The sequence below is a fragment of the Pseudomonas guariconensis genome (assembly GCF_900102675.1).
GTDB classification, from domain to species: domain Bacteria; phylum Pseudomonadota; class Gammaproteobacteria; order Pseudomonadales; family Pseudomonadaceae; genus Aquipseudomonas; species Aquipseudomonas guariconensis.
Genome location: NZ_FMYX01000009.1, coordinates 55,250 through 76,897, shown reverse-complemented (window position 1 = coordinate 76,897; position 21,648 = coordinate 55,250). Strand labels below are relative to the sequence as shown.

General features: G+C 64.1%; 18 protein-coding genes and 1 tRNA gene. 13 read left to right on the top strand and 6 right to left on the bottom strand.

All coding sequences use genetic code 11. The annotated features are described in order from the left end of the window. Positions 1–15: 15 nt before the first annotated feature. Positions 16–1,137, top strand: coding sequence for a mechanosensitive ion channel family protein (locus BLS27_RS15935; RefSeq protein ID WP_043209235.1), 1,122 nt, complete (start codon positions 16–18; stop codon positions 1,135–1,137). On the opposite strand, the gene BLS27_RS15930 is transcribed toward BLS27_RS15935, so the two are convergent. Then, the gene (locus tag BLS27_RS15930; protein WP_244155249.1) at positions 1,121–1,594 is read right to left on the bottom strand and encodes a nuclear transport factor 2 family protein; all 474 of its coding nucleotides are present in this window, start codon (positions 1,592–1,594) and stop codon (positions 1,121–1,123) included. The genes BLS27_RS15935 and BLS27_RS15930 overlap by 17 nt on opposite strands. 340 nt (positions 1,595–1,934) lie before the next feature. On the opposite strand from BLS27_RS15930, the gene BLS27_RS15925 reads away from it, so the two are divergent. Next, a complete protein-coding gene (locus tag BLS27_RS15925; RefSeq protein WP_208599415.1) occupies positions 1,935–4,055 on the top strand; it encodes a TonB-dependent receptor in 2,121 nt (706 codons plus the stop codon). Positions 4,056–4,104: 49 nt separating this feature from the next. On the opposite strand, the gene BLS27_RS15920 is transcribed toward BLS27_RS15925, so the two are convergent. Further along, positions 4,105–5,193, bottom strand: coding sequence for a sigma-54 interaction domain-containing protein (locus BLS27_RS15920; protein ID WP_090345584.1), 1,089 nt, complete (start codon positions 5,191–5,193; stop codon positions 4,105–4,107). 376 nt (positions 5,194–5,569) lie between these two features. Between BLS27_RS15920 and BLS27_RS15915 the strand changes: the two genes are divergently transcribed. Both BLS27_RS15915 and BLS27_RS15910 read left to right on the top strand, forming a co-directional pair. Continuing rightward, entirely contained in the window at positions 5,570–7,795 is a 2,226-nt protein-coding gene (locus tag BLS27_RS15915) for a TonB-dependent receptor (RefSeq protein WP_090345790.1), read from the top strand. A gap of 47 nt (positions 7,796–7,842) precedes the next feature. Further along, positions 7,843–8,916 (top strand): ABC transporter substrate-binding protein, encoded by a 1,074-nt coding sequence (locus BLS27_RS15910; protein WP_232095229.1) that lies wholly within the window; start codon positions 7,843–7,845, stop codon positions 8,914–8,916. Between the two features lie 74 nt (positions 8,917–8,990). Here the strand turns inward: BLS27_RS15910 and BLS27_RS15905 are convergent, their stop codons facing one another. After that, entirely contained in the window at positions 8,991–9,725 is a 735-nt protein-coding gene (locus BLS27_RS15905; protein ID WP_090345581.1) for a class II aldolase/adducin family protein, read from the bottom strand. Positions 9,726–10,056: 331 nt separating this feature from the next. Between BLS27_RS15905 and BLS27_RS15900 the strand changes: the two genes are divergently transcribed. The 9 genes from BLS27_RS15900 (at position 10,057) to BLS27_RS15860 (ending at position 18,892) form a co-directional block, all read left to right on the top strand. Further along, entirely contained in the window at positions 10,057–11,223 is a 1,167-nt protein-coding gene (locus BLS27_RS15900; RefSeq protein WP_043209223.1) for an LLM class flavin-dependent oxidoreductase, read from the top strand. 21 nt (positions 11,224–11,244) lie between these two features. After that, positions 11,245–12,300, top strand: coding sequence for an ABC transporter substrate-binding protein (locus BLS27_RS15895; RefSeq protein WP_090345579.1), 1,056 nt, complete (start codon positions 11,245–11,247; stop codon positions 12,298–12,300). A 58-nt stretch (positions 12,301–12,358) separates the two neighbouring features. Then, positions 12,359–13,411, top strand: a complete 1,053-nt coding sequence (locus BLS27_RS15890; protein ID WP_090345578.1) for an ABC transporter substrate-binding protein — start codon at positions 12,359–12,361, stop codon at positions 13,409–13,411. After that, positions 13,398–14,588 (top strand): MFS transporter, encoded by a 1,191-nt coding sequence (locus tag BLS27_RS15885; RefSeq protein ID WP_090345576.1) that lies wholly within the window; start codon positions 13,398–13,400, stop codon positions 14,586–14,588. The genes BLS27_RS15890 and BLS27_RS15885 overlap by 14 nt, the downstream gene beginning before the upstream one ends. Before the next feature lie 4 nt (positions 14,589–14,592). Then, entirely contained in the window at positions 14,593–15,351 is a 759-nt protein-coding gene (locus BLS27_RS15880; protein WP_208599414.1) for an ABC transporter permease, read from the top strand. Further along, complete coding sequence (locus BLS27_RS15875) at positions 15,348–16,121, top strand: ABC transporter permease (protein WP_178113765.1); 774 nt, start codon at positions 15,348–15,350, stop codon at positions 16,119–16,121. The genes BLS27_RS15880 and BLS27_RS15875 overlap by 4 nt, the downstream gene beginning before the upstream one ends. Positions 16,122–16,130: 9 nt before the next feature. Further along, entirely contained in the window at positions 16,131–16,925 is a 795-nt protein-coding gene (locus tag BLS27_RS15870) for an ABC transporter ATP-binding protein (RefSeq protein WP_043209210.1), read from the top strand. 118 nt (positions 16,926–17,043) lie between these two features. Next, positions 17,044–17,871: a 5'-nucleotidase, lipoprotein e(P4) family gene (locus tag BLS27_RS15865; protein ID WP_043209208.1), complete on the top strand. Its 828-nt coding sequence runs from the start codon at positions 17,044–17,046 to the stop codon at positions 17,869–17,871. Positions 17,872–18,067: 196 nt separating this feature from the next. Continuing rightward, on the top strand, positions 18,068–18,892 hold the full coding sequence (locus BLS27_RS15860; RefSeq protein WP_043209205.1) for an SDR family NAD(P)-dependent oxidoreductase: 825 nt from the start codon (positions 18,068–18,070) through the stop codon (positions 18,890–18,892). Between the two features lie 192 nt (positions 18,893–19,084). Here the strand turns inward: BLS27_RS15860 and BLS27_RS15855 are convergent. The 3 genes from BLS27_RS15855 to uvrC all read right to left on the bottom strand — a co-directional run bounded on the left by BLS27_RS15855 (position 19,085) and on the right by uvrC (position 21,642). Beyond that, positions 19,085–19,160: transfer RNA gene (locus BLS27_RS15855), tRNA-Gly, on the bottom strand. Positions 19,161–19,224: 64 nt separating this feature from the next. Beyond that, complete coding sequence (gene pgsA / locus BLS27_RS15850) at positions 19,225–19,785, bottom strand: CDP-diacylglycerol--glycerol-3-phosphate 3-phosphatidyltransferase (protein ID WP_043209203.1); 561 nt, start codon at positions 19,783–19,785, stop codon at positions 19,225–19,227. A gap of 33 nt (positions 19,786–19,818) precedes the next feature. After that, positions 19,819–21,642, bottom strand: coding sequence for an excinuclease ABC subunit UvrC (gene uvrC / locus BLS27_RS15845; RefSeq protein ID WP_070571852.1), 1,824 nt, complete (start codon positions 21,640–21,642; stop codon positions 19,819–19,821). Positions 21,643–21,648 lie beyond the last annotated feature (6 nt).

Genomic DNA, 21,648 nt, shown 5'->3' with positions numbered 1-21,648 from the left:
GGAGGGCAACCGACGATGAACGAACGATTCCTCGAATCGCTGACGACCACGACGCTCTTTGGCATCTCTGTGCTCAACCTGATGCTGGCCCTGGCGGTCAGCATCCTCACCTTCCTGATCGCTCGCTGGGCGATCAGCTTCGTCAAGCGCCGGGTCCAGCATTGGTCCTCCCACGATGGGCATTTCGCCCAAGTCCTGGCCAAAGTCCTCGATGGCACCAGCAACGTGCTGTTGCTGCTCGCCGCGCTGCTGGTGGGCCTGGGCGTGCTGGACCTGCCCGAGCGCTGGCTGGACCGGGTCGGCAGCCTGTGGTTCGTGGTCGCCGCCCTGCAGATCGGCCTGTGGGCCAACCGCGCCATCGCCCTGGGCCTTGCCCGCTATTTCGCGCGGCACAGCGCCGAAGGCTTCTACCAAGGCAGCGCCCTGGCCACCCTGTCGGCCTGGGGCGCGCGGGTGCTGCTGTGGTCGATGGTGTTGCTGGCGATGCTGTCGAACCTGGGGGTGAACATCACCGCCTTCGTCGCCAGCCTCGGCGTGGGCGGGATCGCCGTGGCGCTGGCGGTGCAGAACATCCTCGGCGACCTGTTCGCTTCCCTCTCCATCGCCGTGGACAAGCCATTCGAGGTGGGCGACTTCATCGTCATCGGCCCACTGGCCGGCACGGTCGAACACATTGGTCTGAAGACCACGCGCATCCGCAGCCTGGGCGGCGAGCAGATCGTCATGGCCAACGCCGGCATGATCAGCAGCACCATCCAGAACTACAAACGCCTGCAGGAACGGCGCATCGTCTTTGAATTCGGCCTGTCCTACGACACGCCCACCGAGGCGGTGAAAAAGGCGCCGGGCATCGTCGCCCAGGTGATCAAGTCCCAGCAGCAGGTACGCTTCGACCGCGCGCACCTGCGCGGCTTCGGCAAGGAGTCGCTGGAGTTCGAATGCGTCTACATCGTGCTCGACCCCGGCTACAACCTGTACATGGACATCCAGCAGGCGATCAACTTCCAGTTGCTTGAGCAGTTCGCCAGCATCGGGGCCAAGTTCGCCGTGCCGGCGCGAGCGATCAAAGTGACCTCCCTGCCCCAGGCTTCGAACCAGATGGGCCGCGAAGCCGGCGTGTTCAAGGCCAGGGACTGATCGGTCCGGGCTTTGGCCGCACCACTTCGAAGTGCCCGCGAAATACCGTTTCGACGATGCGCCACTGACCCGCCTCTCGTCGGTAGCGGTCCTGGTAGAAGCCACCAAGCTGGCGGGTCACGCCGGTTTCAGCGTCGCGGTTCTGGTAGTGCAAGGCCCAGCGCGCCTGGGCGTTGTCTGGGTCTTGGTAGTCGATCTGCGGGTTGGCGGCGTGGTGCAGATCGATCACCCGGGGCACACAGGCCAGTTCGCGGTATAGCGCCAGGAACGGTTCGCGGTCGTTGAACACGCCCAGCGGGCCGTAGTCGATCAGCACCGGGCCTTGAGCGAAACAGTCGCGAATCGCGGCCACGTCCTTGAGATCGCATGCGTTCAAGCAACGATGCTTGAGCTCTCGGATGGCCTCCAGGGCCTCGAGGCGGGCGATGCGTTGCTCCAGTGTCATTGCGTCTTGCATGAGGTTCTCCCTGGGATGGTTGCCACCAGACGCTGTTTTCATCTGCTGCACCTTGGGCAGGTGCGCGCCCTCGCAGCCCCCTGCCCTTGAACGTTCCGGGGGCCGCCTGCTGCTTGTCCGGTCGCGGACGGTGCTAGCAAACCTATCCTTACGCGAACGCCCGATGCACCCTCCATTTGGACTAGGTCTGTAGCACAGACCCCGACACCCTCCAACGACATCCCTTTGCCCGCTCTCGCCATGCGTAAGCATTCGATTGAGTGCGCGCTTCTTTACACTTGCTTTACATTTGTGAATCGTTACTATTTGCGACAGAAAACAACAACGCGAGTGATTCGTAATGGCAAAAAAGTCTGTCGCCCCAGCATCGCTGTCGATGCTGGGCCTGTTGGTAATCCCTGCCGCCTACGCTGAAACCCAGCAAACGCTGGCCTTGCCAGCGACCCCGGTCACCGGTGCCTACGAGCAGCAAGGCTACAAGGCCAGCGAAAGCAAGAGTGCCCTGAAGATCGATGCGCCCCTGCGCGACATTCCCCAGACGGTCAACGTGGTGCCAGAGAGCGTGATCAAGGATCAAGGCGCACAGTCCATGGAAGACGTGCTCAAGAACGTGCCCGGGGTCGGACTCTCCAACGGCGATGGCCAACGCGACCAGGTCACCATTCGTGGCTTCAGTGCTATCGGCGATATGTACATCGATGGGGTTCGCGACGACGCCTTGTATTTTCGCGATCTGTCCAATATCGAGCGCGTCGAGGTCATCAAAGGCCCGGCTGCCGTGCTCTACGGCCGTGGTTCGTCAGGTGGCTTGATCAACAGCGTCAGCAAGAAACCAGGCTTTGCGCCCAAACACGAAGTGGGGATGACCTTCGACACCGAAGGCAAGCGCCGCACCCAGTTCGACACCGGCTATGCCGACCCGCAGGGCAACCAGGCCTATCGCCTCACCGGCGCGTTCGAGGACAGCGACACCTTCCGCGACGATGGCTACATTGATCGCAAGGCCATCGCACCGTCGGCGTATTTCCGTCTTTCTGACGACTTGGAATTGAACCTGGGTGCCACCTACCTGTACGACAAACGCCTGATCGACTTCGGTATCCCGGCCCTGGGCAACCGCCCGGTGGATGTGGACCGCGACAAGCGCTTCGGCTCCGGCGACGCCGACCAAGACTACGCCCGCAGCGAAGTGTTTTCCTTCACCGCGAGCCTGGACTACCGCATCAACGACGACTTCACCCTGACCAACACCAGCCGCTACTACCACTACGATCTGGACCGCAACAACACCCTGGCCGACAGCAGCCCGACCCGCTTCGTCACCGCGCCGGACGGCGAGCTGTTGGTCAAACTCAACCGCGGCAACGTGGCCCGCGACGAGTACGGCGTGTTCAACCAGACTGAGCTCAAGCAGCAGGCGCAACTGGCCGGCATGCAGCACAACCTGCTGTATGGCGTGGAAGTGGGCTATCAAGACAAATACCAACGCGTGTTCAGCCAGAACAACGTCGCTCAGGTACCGGTGTATCGCGACGGCTTGGTCCCGGTCCCGGAGCATGCCGCCAACCTGACCTCCAAGGGCACCAATTACCAGCAGACCGCAGGCTTTTACGTGCAGGATCTGATCGAGCTGAACGAGCACTGGAAAGCGCTGGTCGGCGTGCGGTATGACATCTTCGGCCAGGAGTACGACGACATCCGTGCCGACGACGTCGACCTTGACCGTACCGACAAGACATGGAGCCCACGCGTGGGCCTGGTGTACCAGCCCGACCAGATCCAGTCGTACTACGTATCCGTCAGCCGCAGCTACCAGCCTTCAGGGGAAATGTTTGCCGTCAACGCCGGCAACGCGGATTTGGAGCCTGAGAAAACCACCAACTACGAGTTGGGCGCCAAGTGGGACTTGCTGGACAACAAGCTGGCGGTGACTGCAGCCATCTTCCGCCTGGAGCGCACCAACATGCGGACCCCAGACCCGGTCGTCCCAGGATTGACCATCCTGGCCGGCGAGCAGCGTACCGACGGCTTCGAGGCGACGGTCACCGGTCAGCTCTCGGACAAATGGCAGGTCTATGCCGGCTACGCCTACCTGGATGCAGAAATCATCAAGTCCAACGCCAAGACCAACGGCATTGCCAACGAAGGCCAGACCCCAACGCTCACTCCACGCAACAGCGCCAACCTCTGGCTGGTACGCAGCCTCAACGCACAGTGGCGCGTCGCCGCCGGCGCCAATTATGTGGACGAGCGCTACACCGCCTTGGACAACCGTGTGGTGATGCCTGGCTACACCACCTTCGATGCCGCGCTGCTGTACAGCGAACAGCACTGGGACATGGCGCTGCGCTTGAAGAACGCATTCGACCGGGACTACTACGCCTCTGCCCATGGCTCGGTGGACCTGATCACCCCAGGTGCCCCTCGTACCCTGGAAGCCAGCCTGGCCTACCGCTTCTGATGCCATAGGCTGTCCTGGTGCCTGACCAGGACAGCCTGCCACTTGCCACTCACCCCGACGCCAGCCACCGCTCATTGGCTTTCAATGTCCGGCTGGAAGGCTCCAGTTCCCCGATCCGCTCCAGCCGAGCCCGCACGATGTTGCGGCTGATGCCCAGCAGCCGTGCGGTCTGCAACTGATTGCCATGGCAGTAGTGATAGGCCGTGCGAAACACGGCCTCTTCGATGTGCTCGTAGAGGTCCGGCAGGTTGCGCTCGTACAACGCCAGCAACGCAGCATCCAGGCTCGCTTCGAGGGGCGGGGCGGGCAGCGCCTCATGGCGTGACGCAGGGGTGCGCATGTCGGCCAGGTGCAAGTCGCCCGGCTGAACCCGCTGCTGGCGGCAGACCAGCAGCGCATGGTGGATGGCGTTCTCCAGCTCGCGGATGTTGCCAGGCCAGCTGTGCCCGAGCAGCTTGCGTTCGGCCTCGGGGCTCAAGGTGGCGCGCTGGTAGCCCAGACGCTGGCAATGCTCCTCGACGAAGAACCTGGCCAGCGGCAGGATGTCCCCGGGCCGTTCGCGCAACGGCGGCAGGCGGATGGTCGCCACGTGCAGGCGGTAGAACAGGTCCTCGCGAAAATGCCCGGCCACCACGGCATCGGCCAGGTTGACGTTGGTCGCCGCCACCAAGCGTACGTCGATGGGGATAGCGTTGCGCGAACCCAGGCGCACCACTTCGCGCTCCTGCAGCACCCGCAGCAGCTTGACTTGCATGTTCAGTGGCAGATCGCCGATCTCGTCGAGAAACAGCGTGCCGCCATTGGCCGCCTCGAACCAGCCGGCCTTGCTGGAGGTGGCCCCGGTGAAGGCGCCCTTCTCGTGTCCGAACAGCTCGCTCTCCACCAGGCTCTCGGGGAACGCGCCGCAGTTCACGGCAACGAACGGCGCCCGGGCGCGTCGGCTCAACTGATGGATATGGCGGGCGACCAGTTCCTTGCCCGTGCCCGTCTCGCCGATGATCAACGCATTGGCTTCACTGGGGGCAAGGCGCTCGATGCGGCTGAGCAGTTCGCGCGAGCGCGGGTCCTCGAAGACCAACACGGTGGCACGCACCGATTTGCTCAGTTCTCGGGCGTGGGGATGGGTGAGCAGCGACATGGCGGCAAGTCCTTTGGCAGGCAATGGGTCGATAGTGCCCGAAAATCCTTATTACAAAATAATTATAAATATTCATTTGCTTATAACTTTGTTGGCACTGTTGCACCAGCAGCACAGCAGCAGCAACCCTTGCTGCCAGCGCAGATCCCCCAGCCCATGCGATAAGCCCGCCAAAATCAAGAAAATCACAATAAATTCAATTAGTTATCCAACAAAAATGAAAACCGGTACGGTTGTTGCCCTACCCCAAGGTGTCCTGCCAGACCAGGACGCGCCGGATGCCATGCGCGCCAGCCAACGGACGCACGCACCGTCATTACGACAACGCAGCCACACCGCTGCACGACGTCCGTTCCGAATGCCATTGGGGATCAGCATGTTCAAACGCACCGCACTTTCCATCGCCGTCGCCCTGGGGGGGCTGCCCGCATTAACGGCGCAGGCTGACGAAAGCCTTACGCCCAGTGAGTCGACCACCGTCGACAGTACCGGCTCTACCTTGTCCAAGGTGGTGGTCACCGCGCAGAAGCGCGAGGAGACCGCCCAGGAAGTTCCAGCTTCGATTTCAGTGCTCAGCGGCGACAAAATCCGCGACAGCTCGCTGCAATCGGCCAACGAGGTCACACGCTTCATCCCCAACGCTTCGGCCGGTACTACCGAGGGTCATGGCCGGCCGCGCTGGTGGATTCGCGGCCTGGGCACCGGCGATCAGGGCGCCAATACCGTGAGCCCCGTGGGCATCTATGTCGATGACGTATACATCGCCAACATCAGCGCCACAGGTTTCCCGCTGTTCGACCAGGAGCGCGTCGAGGTCCTGCGCGGCCCCCAAGGTACCCTCTGGGGCAAGAACACCACCGCCGGCGCAATCAACTTCATCTCGCGCAAGCCGACCTTCGAACGCTCTGGCTATGCCAAGGCCGGCTATGGCGACTATGACGATCGTGTGCTCGAAGGCGCCATCAGCGATGCCCTGGTGAGCGATCGCCTGGCCGCACGCCTGTCGTTCCGCCATCAGGGCCGCGATGGCTACAACGAGAACATCGCCGACCACAACGACCAAGGGGCGCTCGAGGACGACGCCGCGCGGTTGCAGTTCCTGGCTTACATCAACGATGATCTGGAGGCCAACCTCAACCTGCATGCCCGCAGCTATCACGACACCGGCGGCTACAGCACCGTGAGCTATGGCCTGCGTCCCGATGGCAGCAACCAGTTCGGCTACCGTATCGATCCCAAGCAGGGCAAGGTCAACTACAACGCCAAATACCAAGTGCAGATCGACCAGGTCGGCACCAACCTCAACCTCAACTGGCAGTTGGGCGACTTGACGCTCACCTCCATCAGCGCGTTCGAGCACTTCACACGCGACGGTTTCAGCGATTCGGACAACACCCCGCTCGAGCTGCAACGCAGCTACGCCTATGCCGACAGCCAGCAGTGGTCCCAGGAGCTGCGCCTGGCCTCGCCGCGCGAGGACCGGCTGAACTGGGTGGTGGGCCTGCACTACTTCAACGAGGACCTCGACTCGCGCAACGCCAGCGCCGCCCTGGACAACCCGTTCATCCCTCGCTACTACAACAACCTCAGCTACAACCAGGGCACCGAGAGCTACGCGGTCTTCGGCAGCAGCACGTTCCGCTTCACCGAGGACTTCAGCATCACCGCCGGCCTGCGCTGGACCCGCGAAACCAAGGACATCGACCTGCGCCGGGTGCAGAACCAGGGCCAGGCTGACTTTTCCAACGGCGACTGGTGGAAGCCTGGCAGCGTGTCCAGCCCGCTGGTGGTCAACGCTGTGCAGGACGAGCACAACACCTGGAGCGACTGGACTTACGATCTCACCCCCGAGTACCAGATTTCCGACAACGCGCGGGTGTACCTGCGCTACGCCTATGGCTTCCGCTCCGGCGGTTACAACACCGGCGCGACCAGCCAGGCGACCGTGGCCACGGTGAACCCGGAATACCTGACCTCCTACGAGCTGGGGGTGAAGTCCGAGTGGCTGGATGGGCGGCTGAACGCCAACGCCGCGCTGTTCTACTACGACTATGAAGACATCCAGCTGAATATCGTCAGCGCGGTGAACAACCAGACCGTCTCGCGCCTGGCCAACGGTGCCGAGGGCGAGGCGTACGGCGCGGAGTTCGAGCTCGAAGCGGTGCCAGTGCAAAACCTGCACCTGAACTTCGCCCTGGGTCTGTTGCACACCGAGTTCACCGACTACACCTCCGGCAGCAACGACTATTCGGGCAACAAGTTCGTCCGCGCACCGAACGTCTCGGCGGTGATCGGCGCGGACTACCGCATCCCGCTGCAAGTCGGCGGCGCACTGGTGCTGGGCACCGACTGGAACACCCGCAGCCGCCAGTACTTCTTCTCCAACGACCAGAGCCAGAACATGCGTAGCGGCGGCTATACCCTGGGCAACGCGCGGATCACCTACGAGCTGCCCGGCGACACCACTCAAGTGAGCGCCTATGTCAGCAACCTGACCGACAAGGAGTACCGCAACCACACCCTGCCGGGCGGCTTCCAAACTGCCGGCGTGATGTTCGGCGACCCGCGCACCTTCGGCGTTTCCGTCACCACCGAATTCTGACCCCAACGCCCGCGGCATGTGCCGCGGGCCTGCTCGAGGAGCCCATCATGCCCATCGCTACCCTGCCCCGGCTGCTGCGTCACCTGCTGCTGCCCGCCGCGTTGCTCACGGCCCAGGCCCAGGCGGCTGAACCACAGACCGTGCGCATCGCCACCGTGGCCTATGCCAATGCCGGCAAGACCATCTTCAATGGCCCGTCCTACGTCATGGATCGGGACAAATGGCTCGAACAGCAGCTGGCCCAGCGCAACATCAAACTCCAATGGGTACCGGCCGCCACTGCCTCGGTGGGGACATTCGTCAACGAAGAGTTCGCCAACCGGCGTATCGATTTCGCCTTCTATGGCGACCTGCCGTCGATCATCGCCAATGCCTCAGGCGTCTCGACCCAACTGATCGTGCCTGGCGGCAGCGGCAACAACGTGTACTTGGTGGTGCCGCCGGGGTCATCGGCCAAATCCATCGCCGACCTCAAGGGTAAGCGCATCGCCCTGCACCGCGGGCGGCCCTGGGAGCTCTCGTTCGCCAAGTTGCTCGACGCCAACCAGCTGCGGTTCGATGACTTTCGCATCTTCAACCTCAACCCCCAGGCCGGTGCCGCTGCGCTCAGTGCGGGGCGTGTCGATGCGCTCTTCACCCTGAGCGATGCGTATCTGCTCGAAGACAAGCAGGTCGGGCGCATCATCTGGTCGAGCAAGCAGGCCCCCGCTGACTGGCGGATGCGCGCCGAACTGTGGGGCGCCAAGGATTTCATCGCCCAGCAGCCTGAGATTACCCAACTGGTGGTCGATGCCTACCTCAAGGCCGCCCACTGGACCGCGCAGCCAGAGAACCAGGCGGCGTACCAGGCCTACCAGGCGCAGTCCGGACAACCTTTGAGCGTGTTGCAGCGCGAAGCCGAGGGCCAGCCTTGGGCGCAGCATTTCAGCCCCCTGTACGACCAGGCGCTGCGCCAGCATTACACCGACGCCATTGCCTATGCCCTCAAGGCTCGGTTGATTCGCGGCGCGGTGAACGTAGAGACCTTGCTCGAGCCGAAATTCGTGCAGCAAGGGTTGCAGAATCTGCAGTTGCAGCAGTACTGGACAGTGCCTGTGGCTTCGGTCGCCACCCAGCCCTGATCAACACCGCCGGGGCTGCTGCGCAGCCCATTTGCGGGTAGGCCCGCGAATGGGCTGCGCAGCAGCCGCCGGGATCAGGCCACGCGTTCCAGCAACTTTTGGCCCTGTGCCCACAGCCCGGTCATCTTCCACTGCTGCTCCAGCACGCCCGGGCCGAACTCCTGGGAGCCGCCGAACAGTTCAGCCAGCCCTTGGAAGTGCGCGCCCTCCTCGATCAGCAAAATCAACTTGGACACCTGCAACAACGACTCACCCCAGAACGTGGCGCCGCCATTGGCTTCGAGAATGGCCGGTGTATACGGGTTCTGCTCGATACGCTCGACGATGAACGCTTGTTCAGGCTGGCGACGGTCGATGTAGATCGGCAGCTCGCGGGCCAACGTCACGCGCTGGGAGGCGGCATAGCGGATCGGCAGTACCCGGTGCGCACTGGCCCAGCCCCCCAGGTACGGGGTATGCACGTGAATCACCACATTCACCTCAGGACGCCGCTGGAACACCTGGGCGTAACGCTGGCCATTGCCGCCGGCCTTGCGTCCGCTCAAGGGGGAACTGCCGTCGGCGGTCTCGTCCAGCACCACCTCGCCATCGTAACTGGCAACCACTGCGCGAATGGTCGGGTCATCGGCCCAGGGGCTTGGGGCGTGCAGGGCGATCACCAGATCGCTGTCCGGCACACGCAGGTAGGCCTGGAAGGTATTGGTGGCGCTCAGCGTGCGGGTATCGCGCAACACCTGGAAGGCCTTGGCGAAATCGTGCCGCACGCGATCGAGCTGGGCGAGCAGTACCGGGGTGATTCGATGGGACATGGTGCAACTCCTGTGTAGCGCCTCGGAAAGTCGGGCTAGCACTGTCTGAGCAGAAGTTGTGCCACTCCTGAATTTCAAGTTTTTTCAATCACTTATCCGTTACAAGATCAATTTCCACGGCACGTACGGCCCGCATCTGCTGCGGCGCCAACAGCCGTTGCTGACCAAGTGTTGCTGGATCAGCAATCGCGCTCATGGATGCGGCTTGAACCACGCTGCACCCCTTGCTGCACAAGGCTTCCAGACTTTCGGCACAGCCCTTGCTCAATGACTGGCAAGCCCACGCTGGATGCGTTCGGGCCTTCCTTCATGCAGCCACTGGAGCACAGCCATGAGCACCGAATTCTTCTGGCGCCTACCCTTGGGTAGCGACGGCCCTTACCTGGCCACCGACAAGAACAACCGCGGCGCCCCGACTTACCGTCCGGGCAACATTGCCCCCGGGCGTCTGCCCAACGGCGAGGCCGACGGCTTCACGTACATCGACTACATCGCCCAGGTGGCCAAGGCCGCCGAGCTTGCAGGCTTCGAAGGGGCCCTGCTGCCCACCGGGCCGGAGCCGTGGATCGCCGCCGCGGCTTTGGCCCGGGAGACCCGCCGCATCAAGTTCCTGGTGGCCTTCCAGGCCACCTGGACGCTGCCGGCCTATGCCGCCCAGCAAGCCGCGATCCTGCAGAACCTCAGCCACGGCCGCCTGGAGTGGAACATCATCACCGGTGGCAACCCTGCCAGCCAACGCGCCAACGGCGACTTCCTCGAACACGACAAACGCTATCAGCGCACCGGTGAATTCCTCGACATCATCGAGGGTCTGTGGCGCAACGAACAGTTCAGCTACCAGGGCGATATCTACCAACTGGAGAACGGCGCGCTGCCACCAGGGCTCAAGCACGAGCGCAAGCCGAGCATCTACTTCTCCGGCTTCTCCGACGCCGCGCTGGACGTGGCCGCGCGCCACGCCGATGTCTACCTGAACTGGGCAGAGCCGGTGGACAAGCTCAAACCCCACTTGGACCGTGTCCGCGAGTTGGCCGACAAACAAGGCCGCCAGGTGCGCTTCGGCATCCGCATCGACCTGTTCGCTCGCGAAACCGAAGACGCCGCCTGGCGCGAGCTGCGCCAGCAATACGAGCGGATCGACACCCGCACCAGTGCCGCAATTAAGCACTTCGCCAGCGGCTCCGACTCGGTGGGCGCCGCCCGCCAGAGCGCCTATCACCAGCACCTGGAACGCTTCGACGACCTGATCCTGGGCCCTAACCTCTGGGCCGGTTTCGGCAAGGCCAAGCCAGGGCCCACCGTGGGTCTGGTGGGCAGCCACGAGAACGTCGCCGAACGCCTGGCCGAATACCGCGACGCCGGTTTCTCGACCTTCATCCTGGCCGGCAATCCGCACCTGGAAGAAGCCCTGCGCATCGGCCAGGAAGTTCTGCCGCTGGTGCAGACCCGCCGTCACTCGCAAGACGACCACCCCACCGCGCTGAAGGCCAGCGCCTGACCCTGCAAGGAGCTGCACATCATGAGTCAACCGCTCGATACCCTCTGGTACACCCGCTGCCCCGTGCCCACCGGGCTCGGCATTGCCTTGCAGAAAGGCTGGCTGGAACAGGCCCTGGGCGACCAGGGCACGCGCATCCAGTCGCTACGTGAGTCCGCCAGCCAGGCAGTGCGTGAGTCGCATTTCGATCACAGCCTGCAGAACTCGGTGCGCCACGGGGGCAGCATTCCGGCCATCTGGGCCCGCGCCAGCGGGCGCGAGACTCGGGTGATCGGCTTGTCTTGGGCCGACGAGGTGCAACTGATCCTCAGTTTGCCGGACAGCGGCATCCGCTCCGTCAAGGACCTTAAGGGCCGGCGCTTCGGCCTGCCCCACTGGACTGGCGCACAGATCGACTTCACCCGCGCCCAGGCCATCCGCGGTCTGGAAAATGCCCTGCGTCTGGAAGGCCTGGAGGTCAAGGACGTGGAGTTGGTGGACTTCATCCAGGGCGGCACCTTCAGCGATGAAGCGCCCCAGCGCATCGCCGGTCTCGGGGCCTTCGGCGGCAGCCGCCGTGGCGGGCAGAACCCGGAGCTCACCGGGCTGCTGCGCGGTGAAGTGGATGCGATCTTCCTCAAGGGGGCTCATGCGGTGCAGCTGGCCCAGCAGTTTGGCCTGCACACGGTGATCGACACCGGCTCGCACCCTGAGCCGCTGGTGCGTTCGAACAACGGAACGCCGCGCACCCTGAGCGTCGATCAGCACCTGCTCGACCAGCACTTCGACAGTGCCGTGGGCATCCTCGGTGCGGTGCTGCGCGCCGAGCAATGGGCCCATGCTCACCCGGAGGACACCCGCCGCTACCTCGCTCGCGAAGCCAACAGCAGCGAGTATTGGGTGGTCCAGGCCTACGGCGAGGACGCGCACCTGCGCCTGCACACCGCGCTCGACGAGCGCGCCGCCACGGCCTTGCAGGACTTCACCGACTTCCTGCACCGCTGGGGCTTCATCCCCGAGCGCTTCGCGGTGCGCGACTGGATCGACCCGCGCCCGCTGGACGCCCTGCGCAGCGCCGTCGCCAAGCGCGCCAGCTGAGCATCATCTGGCCCCGGCGCAGGCTGGGGCCGACTGCCCATCCGCACAAGGCTCTTGCATGAACAACCCACTCGACACCCTCTGGTACACCCACAGTCCGGTACCCACGGGGCTCGGCATCGCTGTCGAATCCGGCCGACTGGCCCGGGCCTTCCAGCCCTGGGGTACGCGCATCCAGGCCCTGCGCGAATCCTCCGACCGCGAGGTGCGTGAGGCGCACTTCGACCATCATCTGCACAATTCGGTACGCCATGGCGGCAACATCCCGGCCATCTGGGCCCGCGCCAGCGGGCGCGATACCCGCGTGCTGGGCCTGTCATGGAGCGACGAGGTGCAGTTGATCGTCACCACCGCCGATAGCCCTGTGCGCGGTATTCGCGACCTGCGCAACCGCCGCTTCGGCCTTCCCAAGTGGGCCAACGTGCAGATCGATTTCACCCGTGCCCAGGCCATCCGGGGCCTGGAAAACGCCCTGCGCCTGGAGGGCCTGAGCCCCCATGACGTGGAGCTGGTGGACTACCCCTATGGCGGCACCTACAGCGACGACCCGGTGCGCCACGTGCACGGTGCCCAGGTCAGCCTCGGCGACCGTGTGCGCCAGCGCAACAACGAGTTGATCGGCCTGCTGCGAGGCGATATCGACGCGATCTTCCTCAAGGGCGCCCACGGCCTGCACCTGGCCGACGAATTCGGCCTGCGGGTGGTGGTGGACATCGGTTCGCACCCCGATCCGCTGGTGCGCGCCAACATCGGCACCCCACGCACCCTGACCGTCGACCAGCACCTGCTGGACCAGCACTTCGACGCCGCGGTGCTGATTCTCGACAGCGTGCTGCGTGCCGAGCAATGGGCCTGGGCCCGCCCCGAAGAGACCCGCCGCTTCCTCGCCCGCGAGCTGAACACCAGCGAGTACTGGGTCGCGGCGGCCTATGGCGAAGACGCCCACCTGCGCCTGCGCACCAACCTGGCCGAGCGCTCCATCGAGGCCTTGCAGGACCTCACGGACTTTCTCGAACGCTGGGGGTTCATTGCGCGCCGCTTCGATGTGCGTCAGTGGATCGAACCCCGGCCGCTGGCGCACCTGCTGGAGAACGTCAATGTCGCCATCTAGGCCGCACGGCTTCATCGCCAGCTTCATGTTCCTGGCGACCTTCAGTGGCGCCACCATCGGCATGGCGAAGATCGTCACCACTCTGTACGCCATGCACCTGGGCGCCAGCCCGTTGCAGTTGGGGGTGATCTCGGCCATGGAGTCGCTGGGCATGGTGCTGCTGACCCTGCCGGCGGGCTTCGTCATCGCCCGCGTCGGTGCACGCCGGGTGTACTTTCTGGCCAGCCTCGGGCCGCTGCTGCTGAACTTGGCGATCCCGCTGTTCGCCCATTGGACCTGGCTGGCCGTGGCGCGGCTGCTGATCGGCCTGTGCATCCCGTTTCGCATCGTGGCCATGAACAGCGCCTTTCTGCGTCAGTTGCGCCACATAGGCCGCGACAAGGCCGGCTGGTATCGCGGCGCGCTGACCCTGGGCATGGGCTTGCTCGGCCCGTTACTGGGCAATGCCCTGAGCGGTGGCAGCTTTACGTTGGGCTTCGTGGTGATCGGGCTGTGCTTCGGCTCGATGGCGGTGTACAGCCTTGGCTTTTGGGAGCACGAAAACCCGGCCGAGACCGCCCCCGAGATTGACGGCGGCATCCTCGCCCAGTCCCGTGCCTTGCTCGGCCATGCCGAGGTGGCCGAGAGCTGCCTGATCGAACTGTTGTCCGGCGCCACCGGTGCGTTGTTCGGCACCTTCGTCATCGTGCTGGCCATGGAGGTCGCACACCTGAGCCAGGAGCGTGCCGTGAGTTTGGTGATGATCCAGGGTCTGGCGGCGGTGCTGGGCCTGTTCAGCCTTGGCCGCTTGGTAACGCGCGCGGGGCGACGCCTGACCTACCTTGCAGGGCTGGGCCTGGCAGTGACGGGCCTGCTGCTGCTCGGTCGTGGCCAGGGCTATGCCTGGCTGGCCGCGGGGGCAGTGCTGCTGAGCGTGGCCAGCGCCCTGGCGCACTTGGTGAACATGGCGCGGATGAGCGACTCGCCGCTGGACAAGAGCAAGCTCTCGGGCCTGTTCAACCTGGCCGGGATGCTTGGCGGCTGTACCGGTGCCTTGCTAGGTGGGGTGATCAGCCACTGGATCGGCACGGCCAACCTGTTTTTGGCGTGGACCCCGCTGGTGCTGCTCACCGCCCTGTTCTGCTGGCTGCGCCACGTGCGGCGCGGTACGACCCCTGTCATCGTCGTGGAGGGCTGACTCGATGCGCACACTCCCTTGGCATCACCTGACTCTGCTCGTCTCGCCGCTGGCGCTGCTCGCGGCGTGGATAGTGCTGGCCGACAGCGGCGCCTTCCCGCGCCAGCTGCTGGTACCACCGCGCGAGGTCTGGCAAACCTTCGAGCAGTTGCTGGCCAGCGGCGAGCTGCGCGAACACCTGGGCAGCAGCCTGTCGCGCTTGGCCCTGGGCTTCGTGTTCGGCGCCGGCGCAGGCCTTGCCTTTGGCTGTGCCATGGCCCTGTCGCCCGGTGTCGAGGCCTATTGCGGGCCACTCTTCCATACCCTGCGCCAAGTCCCGTCGATTGCCCTGATCCCGATGTTCATCCTGTCCTTCGGCGTCGAGGAGACGTTCAAGATCGTGATCGTCATCAAGGCCACGTTCTTCCCTGTGGCCCTTGCGACCTGCGAGGGCGTGCGCGGCATCCCGCGCAGCTACTTCGAGGTCGCCCAGGTGCAGCGCCTACCCCTGCCGACCCTGCTCACGCAGGTCGCCTTCCCGGCCGCCGCGCCACCGATCCTCACTGGCCTGCGCATTGGCCTGAGCCGCGCCTGGATGGTGCTGGTGGCTGCTGAGCTGCTGGCCGCCGACAGCGGCCTGGGGCAGATGATCGAGATGAGCCGGCAGATGCTGCGCATCGATGTGGTGATGGTCGGTGTGCTGGTGACCGGGCTGGTGGGCTTCACCCTCGATCAAGGTCTAAGACTGCTGGAGCGGCGCGTGCTGCGCTGGAAACCCCTATGAACCGACTGATTTCATTGGCCCGCCGGGGCCGCGGGCTGGTACTGCCCCTGCTGTTGATCGCGGCCTGGGACATCGCCTCGCGCCAAGGCGCCAGCCAGGCCTATGCCTTCGTACCGCTCGAGCGCATCGGCCAAGGCCTGGTCGAGCTGCTGGCCAGCGGCGAGCTGTGGTTGAGCGTGCAGGCCAGCCTGCAACGCACCTGCCTGGGGCTGCTGTTCGGCGTGCTGGCAGGCTTCGCCCTGGGCGCCGGGATGGCCTCGTCGCGCTGGCTGGAGCGGCTCTTCGCGCCGTTGTTCCATGGCCTGCGCCAGGTTCCCATCCTAGGGCTGATCCCCCTGTTGGCGTTGTGGTTCGGCAGCGGCGAAGCGACCAAGGTATTGATCGTCTCTCTGGCGGCGTTCTACCCGATGACGCTCAACGCCTTCGAAGGCTTCAGCCACGTGGAGAAACGCTACCGGGAAGTCGGGCGCCTGTATGCCCTGTCGCCCTGGCAGCAGTTCGCGCAGATCCTCCTGCCTGGCGCTCTGCCCAGCTTGTGCAACGGCGTGTTGCACGCGCTGGCCTTCGCCTGGGTCAGTTCGGTGGGCAGCGAGCTGTTCCTCTCCACCGGCATGGGCCTGGGCAACCTGATGATGAACGCCGAGACCGGCTCGCGCATGGAGGTCATCGTGATCGGCGTGCTGTGCATCGGCTTGCTCGGCTATGCCATGAACCAACTGTTCTCCCGCCTCAGCCGGCACCTGCTGCGCTGGCGCGCTCTTCGTCGATAGGTGACCGTGATGACCGCATTGCTCAATTCCGTTCTACCCGCCTACACCCTCGGCCAACCCGGCGCCTTGCAGATTCGTGGGCTGAACAAGCACTACCAGATCGACGGCAAGCCGTTGCAGGTGCTCAAGGACATCGATCTGCAGGTGCTGCCGGGCGAGTTCGTCTGCATCGTCGGCGCCAGCGGGTGCGGCAAGTCCTCGCTGTTGCGGCTGATCGTGGGGCTGGAGCAAGACTACGCCGGGCACATCCATCTGGATGGCGAACGCGTACAAGGCACCAGCCTGGACCGGGGCCTGGTGTTCCAGGATCACCGCCTGTTTCCCTGGAAAACCGTCGAACAGAACGTGGCCCTGGCCCTCAAGCCCCTGCGCCTGGGCAAACGGGAAAAAGCCGAACGGGTCGCCGAGCATCTGGCGTTGGTCGGCCTGCAAGGCTTCGAGCACGCCTACCCGCACCAACTCTCCGGCGGGATGGCCCAACGCGCAGCCATTGCCCGGGCGTTGATCACCCGGCCTAAGCTGCTGTTGCTCGACGAGCCCTTCGGCGCCCTGGATGCCCTGACCCGCATCCACCTGCAACGCGAGCTACAACGCATCTGGCTGCAACAGGGCAGCAGCATGATCATGGTGACCCATGACGTGGAGGAAGCCCTTTACCTGGGCGACCGGGTCATCGTGATGGACCCTCGCCCTGGGCGCATTCGCCATGAAGTGCGCGTGGAGCTACCGCACCCGCGCGAACGGCACGCGCCGCGATTGCAGAAGCTGCGCGACGAGCTGCTGGCCGAGCTCACGGGGGCCTGACGATATGGCGCCAGGTTGCTACCCAATTGCGTCACCGCGATTGAGACAGCCGCCCGGCTTGTGTTACGAGGTTCCTAGGCCCGCCGACCCGCAGCGGGTGAGACAAGGAATCTCGTACATGCCCACGCCAAGAACAATAATCGCCACCACCGCTCTGCTACTCGCCGCGCCCTTCCAGTTGGCGCTGGCCGATACCGCCCCCGCCAAGCCCAACCTGCTGACCGCCGCCGTCGCCTGGCGGCAGACTGCGGCCGAATACCGTGCCTTGTACTACCAGGGCTTCAACTTGGCCAAGCTGCGCCTGGACCAGGCCCTGGCCGAGCGCAAACCTGGTGCCAAGCCGCCAGCGATCATCAGCGACCTGGACGACACGATCCTCAGCAGCAACACCTACTGGGGCGCGCTGATGAACGAGGATAAGGACTTCTTCGACGATGCCCTCTGGGACCGCTGGGTCGCCGCCAACGGCCCGACCCTGACACCAGGTGCACTGGCGTTTCTCGAATATGCCAAGTCCAAGGGCGTGGAAATCTTCTATGTATCCAGCCGCGATCAGGGCGACAAGACCGACGCGTACGCACTCGAAAACCTGCGCGCACTGAAGGTGCCCTTCGCCGACAAAGAACACGTGACCATCCTGCGCGAAAGCTCCAACAAAGAGCCTGCGCAAAAGGCCATAGCCGAGCACCACGACGTGCTGCTGATGCTGGGCGACAACCTCAACGACTTCAAACGCCGGTACTACGTCGACAACGTCCAGCAGCGCGCCACGTTGCTCGATGAAGACCGTGCCCAGTTCGGCGATAAGTTCATCGTCTTCCCCAACCCGACCGACGGGCACTGGATGAAGGCGATCTTCGGGGAGTCCGAGCCTGCCGACACGCCCGAGAATCGCGCCAAATTCCGCGCGGCAGCGGCCTCGGGTGCCTGGAAGGCCAAGCCATAGGTGCTCGCATTGGGTGGACGCGCAGTGCATGTGCGCACAGTTGAGCGGCGTTTGCCTGCCCCAGAGGCATGACCTTCGGGTAGCTGAGCGCTTCATTGGCTCTCGTTCAAACGGACGATGTGAGGGTTCGACCTCTGGGTCATGGTGGGTGCCTGCGCAGGTAGGCGTCCACTCTCAACCCGACAGAAAACCGAAGATGACGACATCCATTCGTTTCGAAGGCGGTACCGCGGTCATTACCGGCGCGGCCAGTGGCATCGGCAGTGGGCTGGCGCGGCATGCCGCCAAGCTTGGCATGCGCGTGGTGCTGGCCGACCTGGACCGCGACAAACTCGAGGCCGTCGCGGCCACGCTCGACACCGAGACGCTGTGCGTACCGACCGATGTGCGCAATCCGCAAGCGCTCGAGGCGCTGGCCGAGGCCACCTGGCAGCGTTTCGGCGGTGTCGATCTGCTGTTCAACAATGCCGGCATCATGGCCACGGGCTTTAGCTGGGAGATCTCACCGGAGCGCTTCGAAAACAGCTTTGCGGTCAATGTCCATGGCGTGCTCAACGGCCTGCGCAGCTTCGTGCCACGCATGCTAGAGCGCAATGCGCCGGCGCGCATCATCAACACCGCATCGGTGGGCGGGTTTTTGGCAAGCCCACTGATGGCGCCCTACTCGGCGACGAAGTTCGCCGTCGTCGCCCTGACCGAGTCGCTGCATGGCGAGTTGAAAATGCTCGGCACGCCCGTGGGGGTGTCGCTGCTCGCACCGGGCCCGGTGCGTAGTGGCATCTTCGACAATCCCTTTGGCGATGCGCTCGACCGCCCCGAAGTGCGAGGGTTCGTCGACACCATGCGTCAGATGCTGGACGCGCATGGGCTGACCCCGGACCAGTTCGCCGAACGGGTATTCGAAGGAATTCAGGAGGAACGTTACTGGCTCATTCCACAACCGCAGGTGCTCAATGATGCCCTGCAACGACGTGTGGAAGATATTCTCGCCGGACGTGAGCCGGTGATGCCGACGCTCTGACACTTACCATACGCACCGCCAACGGCACGAACGTCCAGGCGGTGCCCATCCCCCTGGTTCAGCCGGGAGCTTGCGCCTCTGACTGGCGTGGCGTATTGGAAACGGGAAAAACAAAAAAGGCCAAAGATAAAATCTTTGGCCTTTTCTGGAAGCGTTCCGGGATATCGGGTGACACCCCATGAACACTGAATTTGGAGCGGGAAACGAGACTCGAACTCGCGACCCCGACCTTGGCAAGGTCGTGCTCTACCAACTGAGCTATTCCCGCGTCGTGATGGGTGCCATTGTAGCGATCTGCAAAACAACGTCAACCCTTTGATTCAAAAAAACTTTTACTTCTGCTCCGAGCCTTCGCGCAGGTGCGGCCAGGCAGCGACCAGGTAGTGGACCATCGACAGCAGCGTCAAGCCAGCGGCGACCAGCAGCAAGGCGTAGCCGAGCACCACCCAGAAGGTCAGCACCGGTGGATTGGCCAGCAGAATGACCAGCGCCAGCATCTGCGCGGCGGTTTTCCACTTGCCGAGGTTGGACACGGCCACATGCGCCCTCGCCCCCAGTTCCGCCATCCATTCACGCAGCGCCGAAACCACGATCTCGCGACCGATGATCACCGCAGCCGGCAACGTCAGCCAGAAATTGGCATGCACCTGCACCAGCAACACCAAGGCGACCGCGACCATCAGCTTGTCCGCCACCGGGTCCAGGAAGGCACCGAATGGCGTGCTCTGCTGCAGGCGACGGGCCAGGTAGCCGTCCAGCCAGTCAGTGGCGGCGGCAATGGCGAACACCGTGCTGGCGGCAATGTAGCTCCAGTGATAGGGCACATAGAACAGCAGGATGAAGATCGGGATGAGCAGGACGCGTAGAACGGTGAGCAGGTTTGGAATATTCATCGGTACGACTGGCTGCGGGTTGAGGGTGGCATTCTACTCGCTATGCAGGCTGGCATAAATCGACTCGGCAAGCTTTTTACTGATGCCTGGCGCCTTGGCGATTTCATCGATGCTGGCGCGGTTGAGCTCCTGCAGGCCGCCGAAATGTTTCAGCAGGTCACGGCGGCGCTTGGGCCCGACCCCGGCCACGTCCTCCAGGCTCGAGGTGCGCCGAGCCTTGCCGCGCCGGGCACGGTGGCCGGTGATGGCAAAACGGTGGGCTTCGTCGCGGATCTGTTGGATCAGGTGCAAGGCCGGTGAATCCCCCTTGAGGGTGAACTCGTGGGCCACGTCGTTGAGGTACAAGGTCTCGAAACCAGCCTTGCGCGTCACACCCTTGGCCACGCCGAGCAAGGTCAGGTCGGTCAGGGCAAGCTCCTGCATGACCTCGCGGGCCATGTTCAACTGTCCCTTGCCGCCGTCCACCAGGAGCACGTCGGGCAGCTTGCCCTCGCCGTCCTTGATGCGACCGAAGCGGCGCGTCAGGGCCTGGTGCATGGCGGCGTAGTCGTCGCCGGCGGTCACGCCTTCGATGTTGAAGCGTCGATAGTCGGACTTGAGCGGTCCTTCCGGGCCGAACACCACGCAACTGGCCACGGTGGCTTCACCGCTGGAATGGCTGATGTCGTAGCATTCCAGGCGCTGGGGCACTTCATCGAGGCCCAGCACCTGGGCCAGAGCCTCGAAACGCGCGGCCATGTGCTGGCGGTTGGCCAGGCGGGCGTTGAGGGCCTGTTCGGCATTGGTGACCGCCAACTGCTGCCAGCGTGCCCGCGTGCCACGCACCCTATGGCTGATGGCCAGTTCCCGGCCACGCAGGGTCTGCACCGCCTCGCTGATGGCGGCAAAGTCTTCGTGGGTCACGTTGACGATCAATTCGCCCGGCAGTTCGCGCTCGGCATTGCCCAGGTAGTACTGGGACAAGAACGCGGCCATGACCTCGGCCACCTCCTCCTCGATGCCCACCTGGGGAAAGAAGTTCTTGCTGCCCAGTACCCGCCCGCCCCGCACGCTGATCAGGTGCACGCAGGCGCCACCCGGGTTGACGAAGGCAGCCACGACGTCGACATCCCCCGAGCCACCTTCCATGTACTGTTGGTCCTGCACTCGGCGCAGCAAGGCGATCTGGTCGCGCAACTCTGCCGCCTTCTCGAAGTTCAGGGCCATGGCGGCCTTTTCCATTTCGGCATTGAGCTCATTGCCCAATTGCTGGCTGCGGCCTTCGAGGAACATCATCGAATGGCGCACATCCTCAGCGTACTCCTCTGGCGTCACCAGGCCGACGCACGGGCCTTTGCAGCGCTTGATCTGGTATTGCAGGCATGGCCGGGTGCGGTTGGCGTAATAGCTGTCCTCACATTGGCGCACCGAGAAGGCTTTTTGCAGCAGGCTCAGGCTCTCGCGAATGGCGCCAGCGCTAGGGTACGGACCGAAGTAACGCCCCTTGGCCTTCTTGGCGCCACGATGAATGCCCAGCCGTGGGAATTCACCGTCGGAAAGAAAGACATAGGGGTAGGATTTGTCGTCGCGCAGCAGGATGTTATAGGGCGGACGCCATTCTTTGATCAGCGTCTGCTCCAGTAGCAACGCCTCGGTCTCGTTGGCGGTGATGGTGGTCTCCACCTGGGCGATGCGCCCCACCAGGGCTGCCGTCTTGGGCGCAAGACCCGTCTTGCGAAAATAACTGGCCAGGCGTTTCTTGAGGTTCTTGGCTTTGCCCACGTAGAGCAGCCGCGCCTCGGCGTCGAACATTCGGTAGACGCCTGGGCGACCGCTGCAGGTCGCCAGGAATGCACTGGCATCGAAGATTTGAGACATGGGGCC

What these genes read in the sequence shown, in the direction of transcription:
- BLS27_RS15935 (WP_043209235.1), top strand. Translation starts at nt 16, where the DNA reads ATGAACGAACGATTCCTCGAATCGCTGACGACCACGACGCTCTTTGGC.
- BLS27_RS15930 (WP_244155249.1), bottom strand. Translation starts at nt 1,594, where the DNA reads ATGCAAGACGCAATGACACTGGAGCAACGCATCGCCCGCCTCGAGGCC.
- BLS27_RS15925 (WP_208599415.1), top strand. Translation starts at nt 1,935, where the DNA reads ATGGCAAAAAAGTCTGTCGCCCCAGCATCGCTGTCGATGCTGGGCCTG.
- BLS27_RS15920 (WP_090345584.1), bottom strand. Translation starts at nt 5,193, where the DNA reads ATGTCGCTGCTCACCCATCCCCACGCCCGAGAACTGAGCAAATCGGTG.
- BLS27_RS15915 (WP_090345790.1), top strand. Translation starts at nt 5,570, where the DNA reads ATGTTCAAACGCACCGCACTTTCCATCGCCGTCGCCCTGGGGGGGCTG.
- BLS27_RS15910 (WP_232095229.1), top strand. Translation starts at nt 7,843, where the DNA reads ATGCCCATCGCTACCCTGCCCCGGCTGCTGCGTCACCTGCTGCTGCCC.
- BLS27_RS15905 (WP_090345581.1), bottom strand. Translation starts at nt 9,725, where the DNA reads ATGTCCCATCGAATCACCCCGGTACTGCTCGCCCAGCTCGATCGCGTG.
- BLS27_RS15900 (WP_043209223.1), top strand. Translation starts at nt 10,057, where the DNA reads ATGAGCACCGAATTCTTCTGGCGCCTACCCTTGGGTAGCGACGGCCCT.
- BLS27_RS15895 (WP_090345579.1), top strand. Translation starts at nt 11,245, where the DNA reads ATGAGTCAACCGCTCGATACCCTCTGGTACACCCGCTGCCCCGTGCCC.
- BLS27_RS15890 (WP_090345578.1), top strand. Translation starts at nt 12,359, where the DNA reads ATGAACAACCCACTCGACACCCTCTGGTACACCCACAGTCCGGTACCC.
- BLS27_RS15885 (WP_090345576.1), top strand. Translation starts at nt 13,398, where the DNA reads ATGTCGCCATCTAGGCCGCACGGCTTCATCGCCAGCTTCATGTTCCTG.
- BLS27_RS15880 (WP_208599414.1), top strand. Translation starts at nt 14,593, where the DNA reads ATGCGCACACTCCCTTGGCATCACCTGACTCTGCTCGTCTCGCCGCTG.
- BLS27_RS15875 (WP_178113765.1), top strand. Translation starts at nt 15,348, where the DNA reads ATGAACCGACTGATTTCATTGGCCCGCCGGGGCCGCGGGCTGGTACTG.
- BLS27_RS15870 (WP_043209210.1), top strand. Translation starts at nt 16,131, where the DNA reads ATGACCGCATTGCTCAATTCCGTTCTACCCGCCTACACCCTCGGCCAA.
- BLS27_RS15865 (WP_043209208.1), top strand. Translation starts at nt 17,044, where the DNA reads ATGCCCACGCCAAGAACAATAATCGCCACCACCGCTCTGCTACTCGCC.
- BLS27_RS15860 (WP_043209205.1), top strand. Translation starts at nt 18,068, where the DNA reads ATGACGACATCCATTCGTTTCGAAGGCGGTACCGCGGTCATTACCGGC.
- pgsA (WP_043209203.1), bottom strand. Translation starts at nt 19,785, where the DNA reads ATGAATATTCCAAACCTGCTCACCGTTCTACGCGTCCTGCTCATCCCG.
- uvrC (WP_070571852.1), bottom strand. Translation starts at nt 21,642, where the DNA reads ATGTCTCAAATCTTCGATGCCAGTGCATTCCTGGCGACCTGCAGCGGT.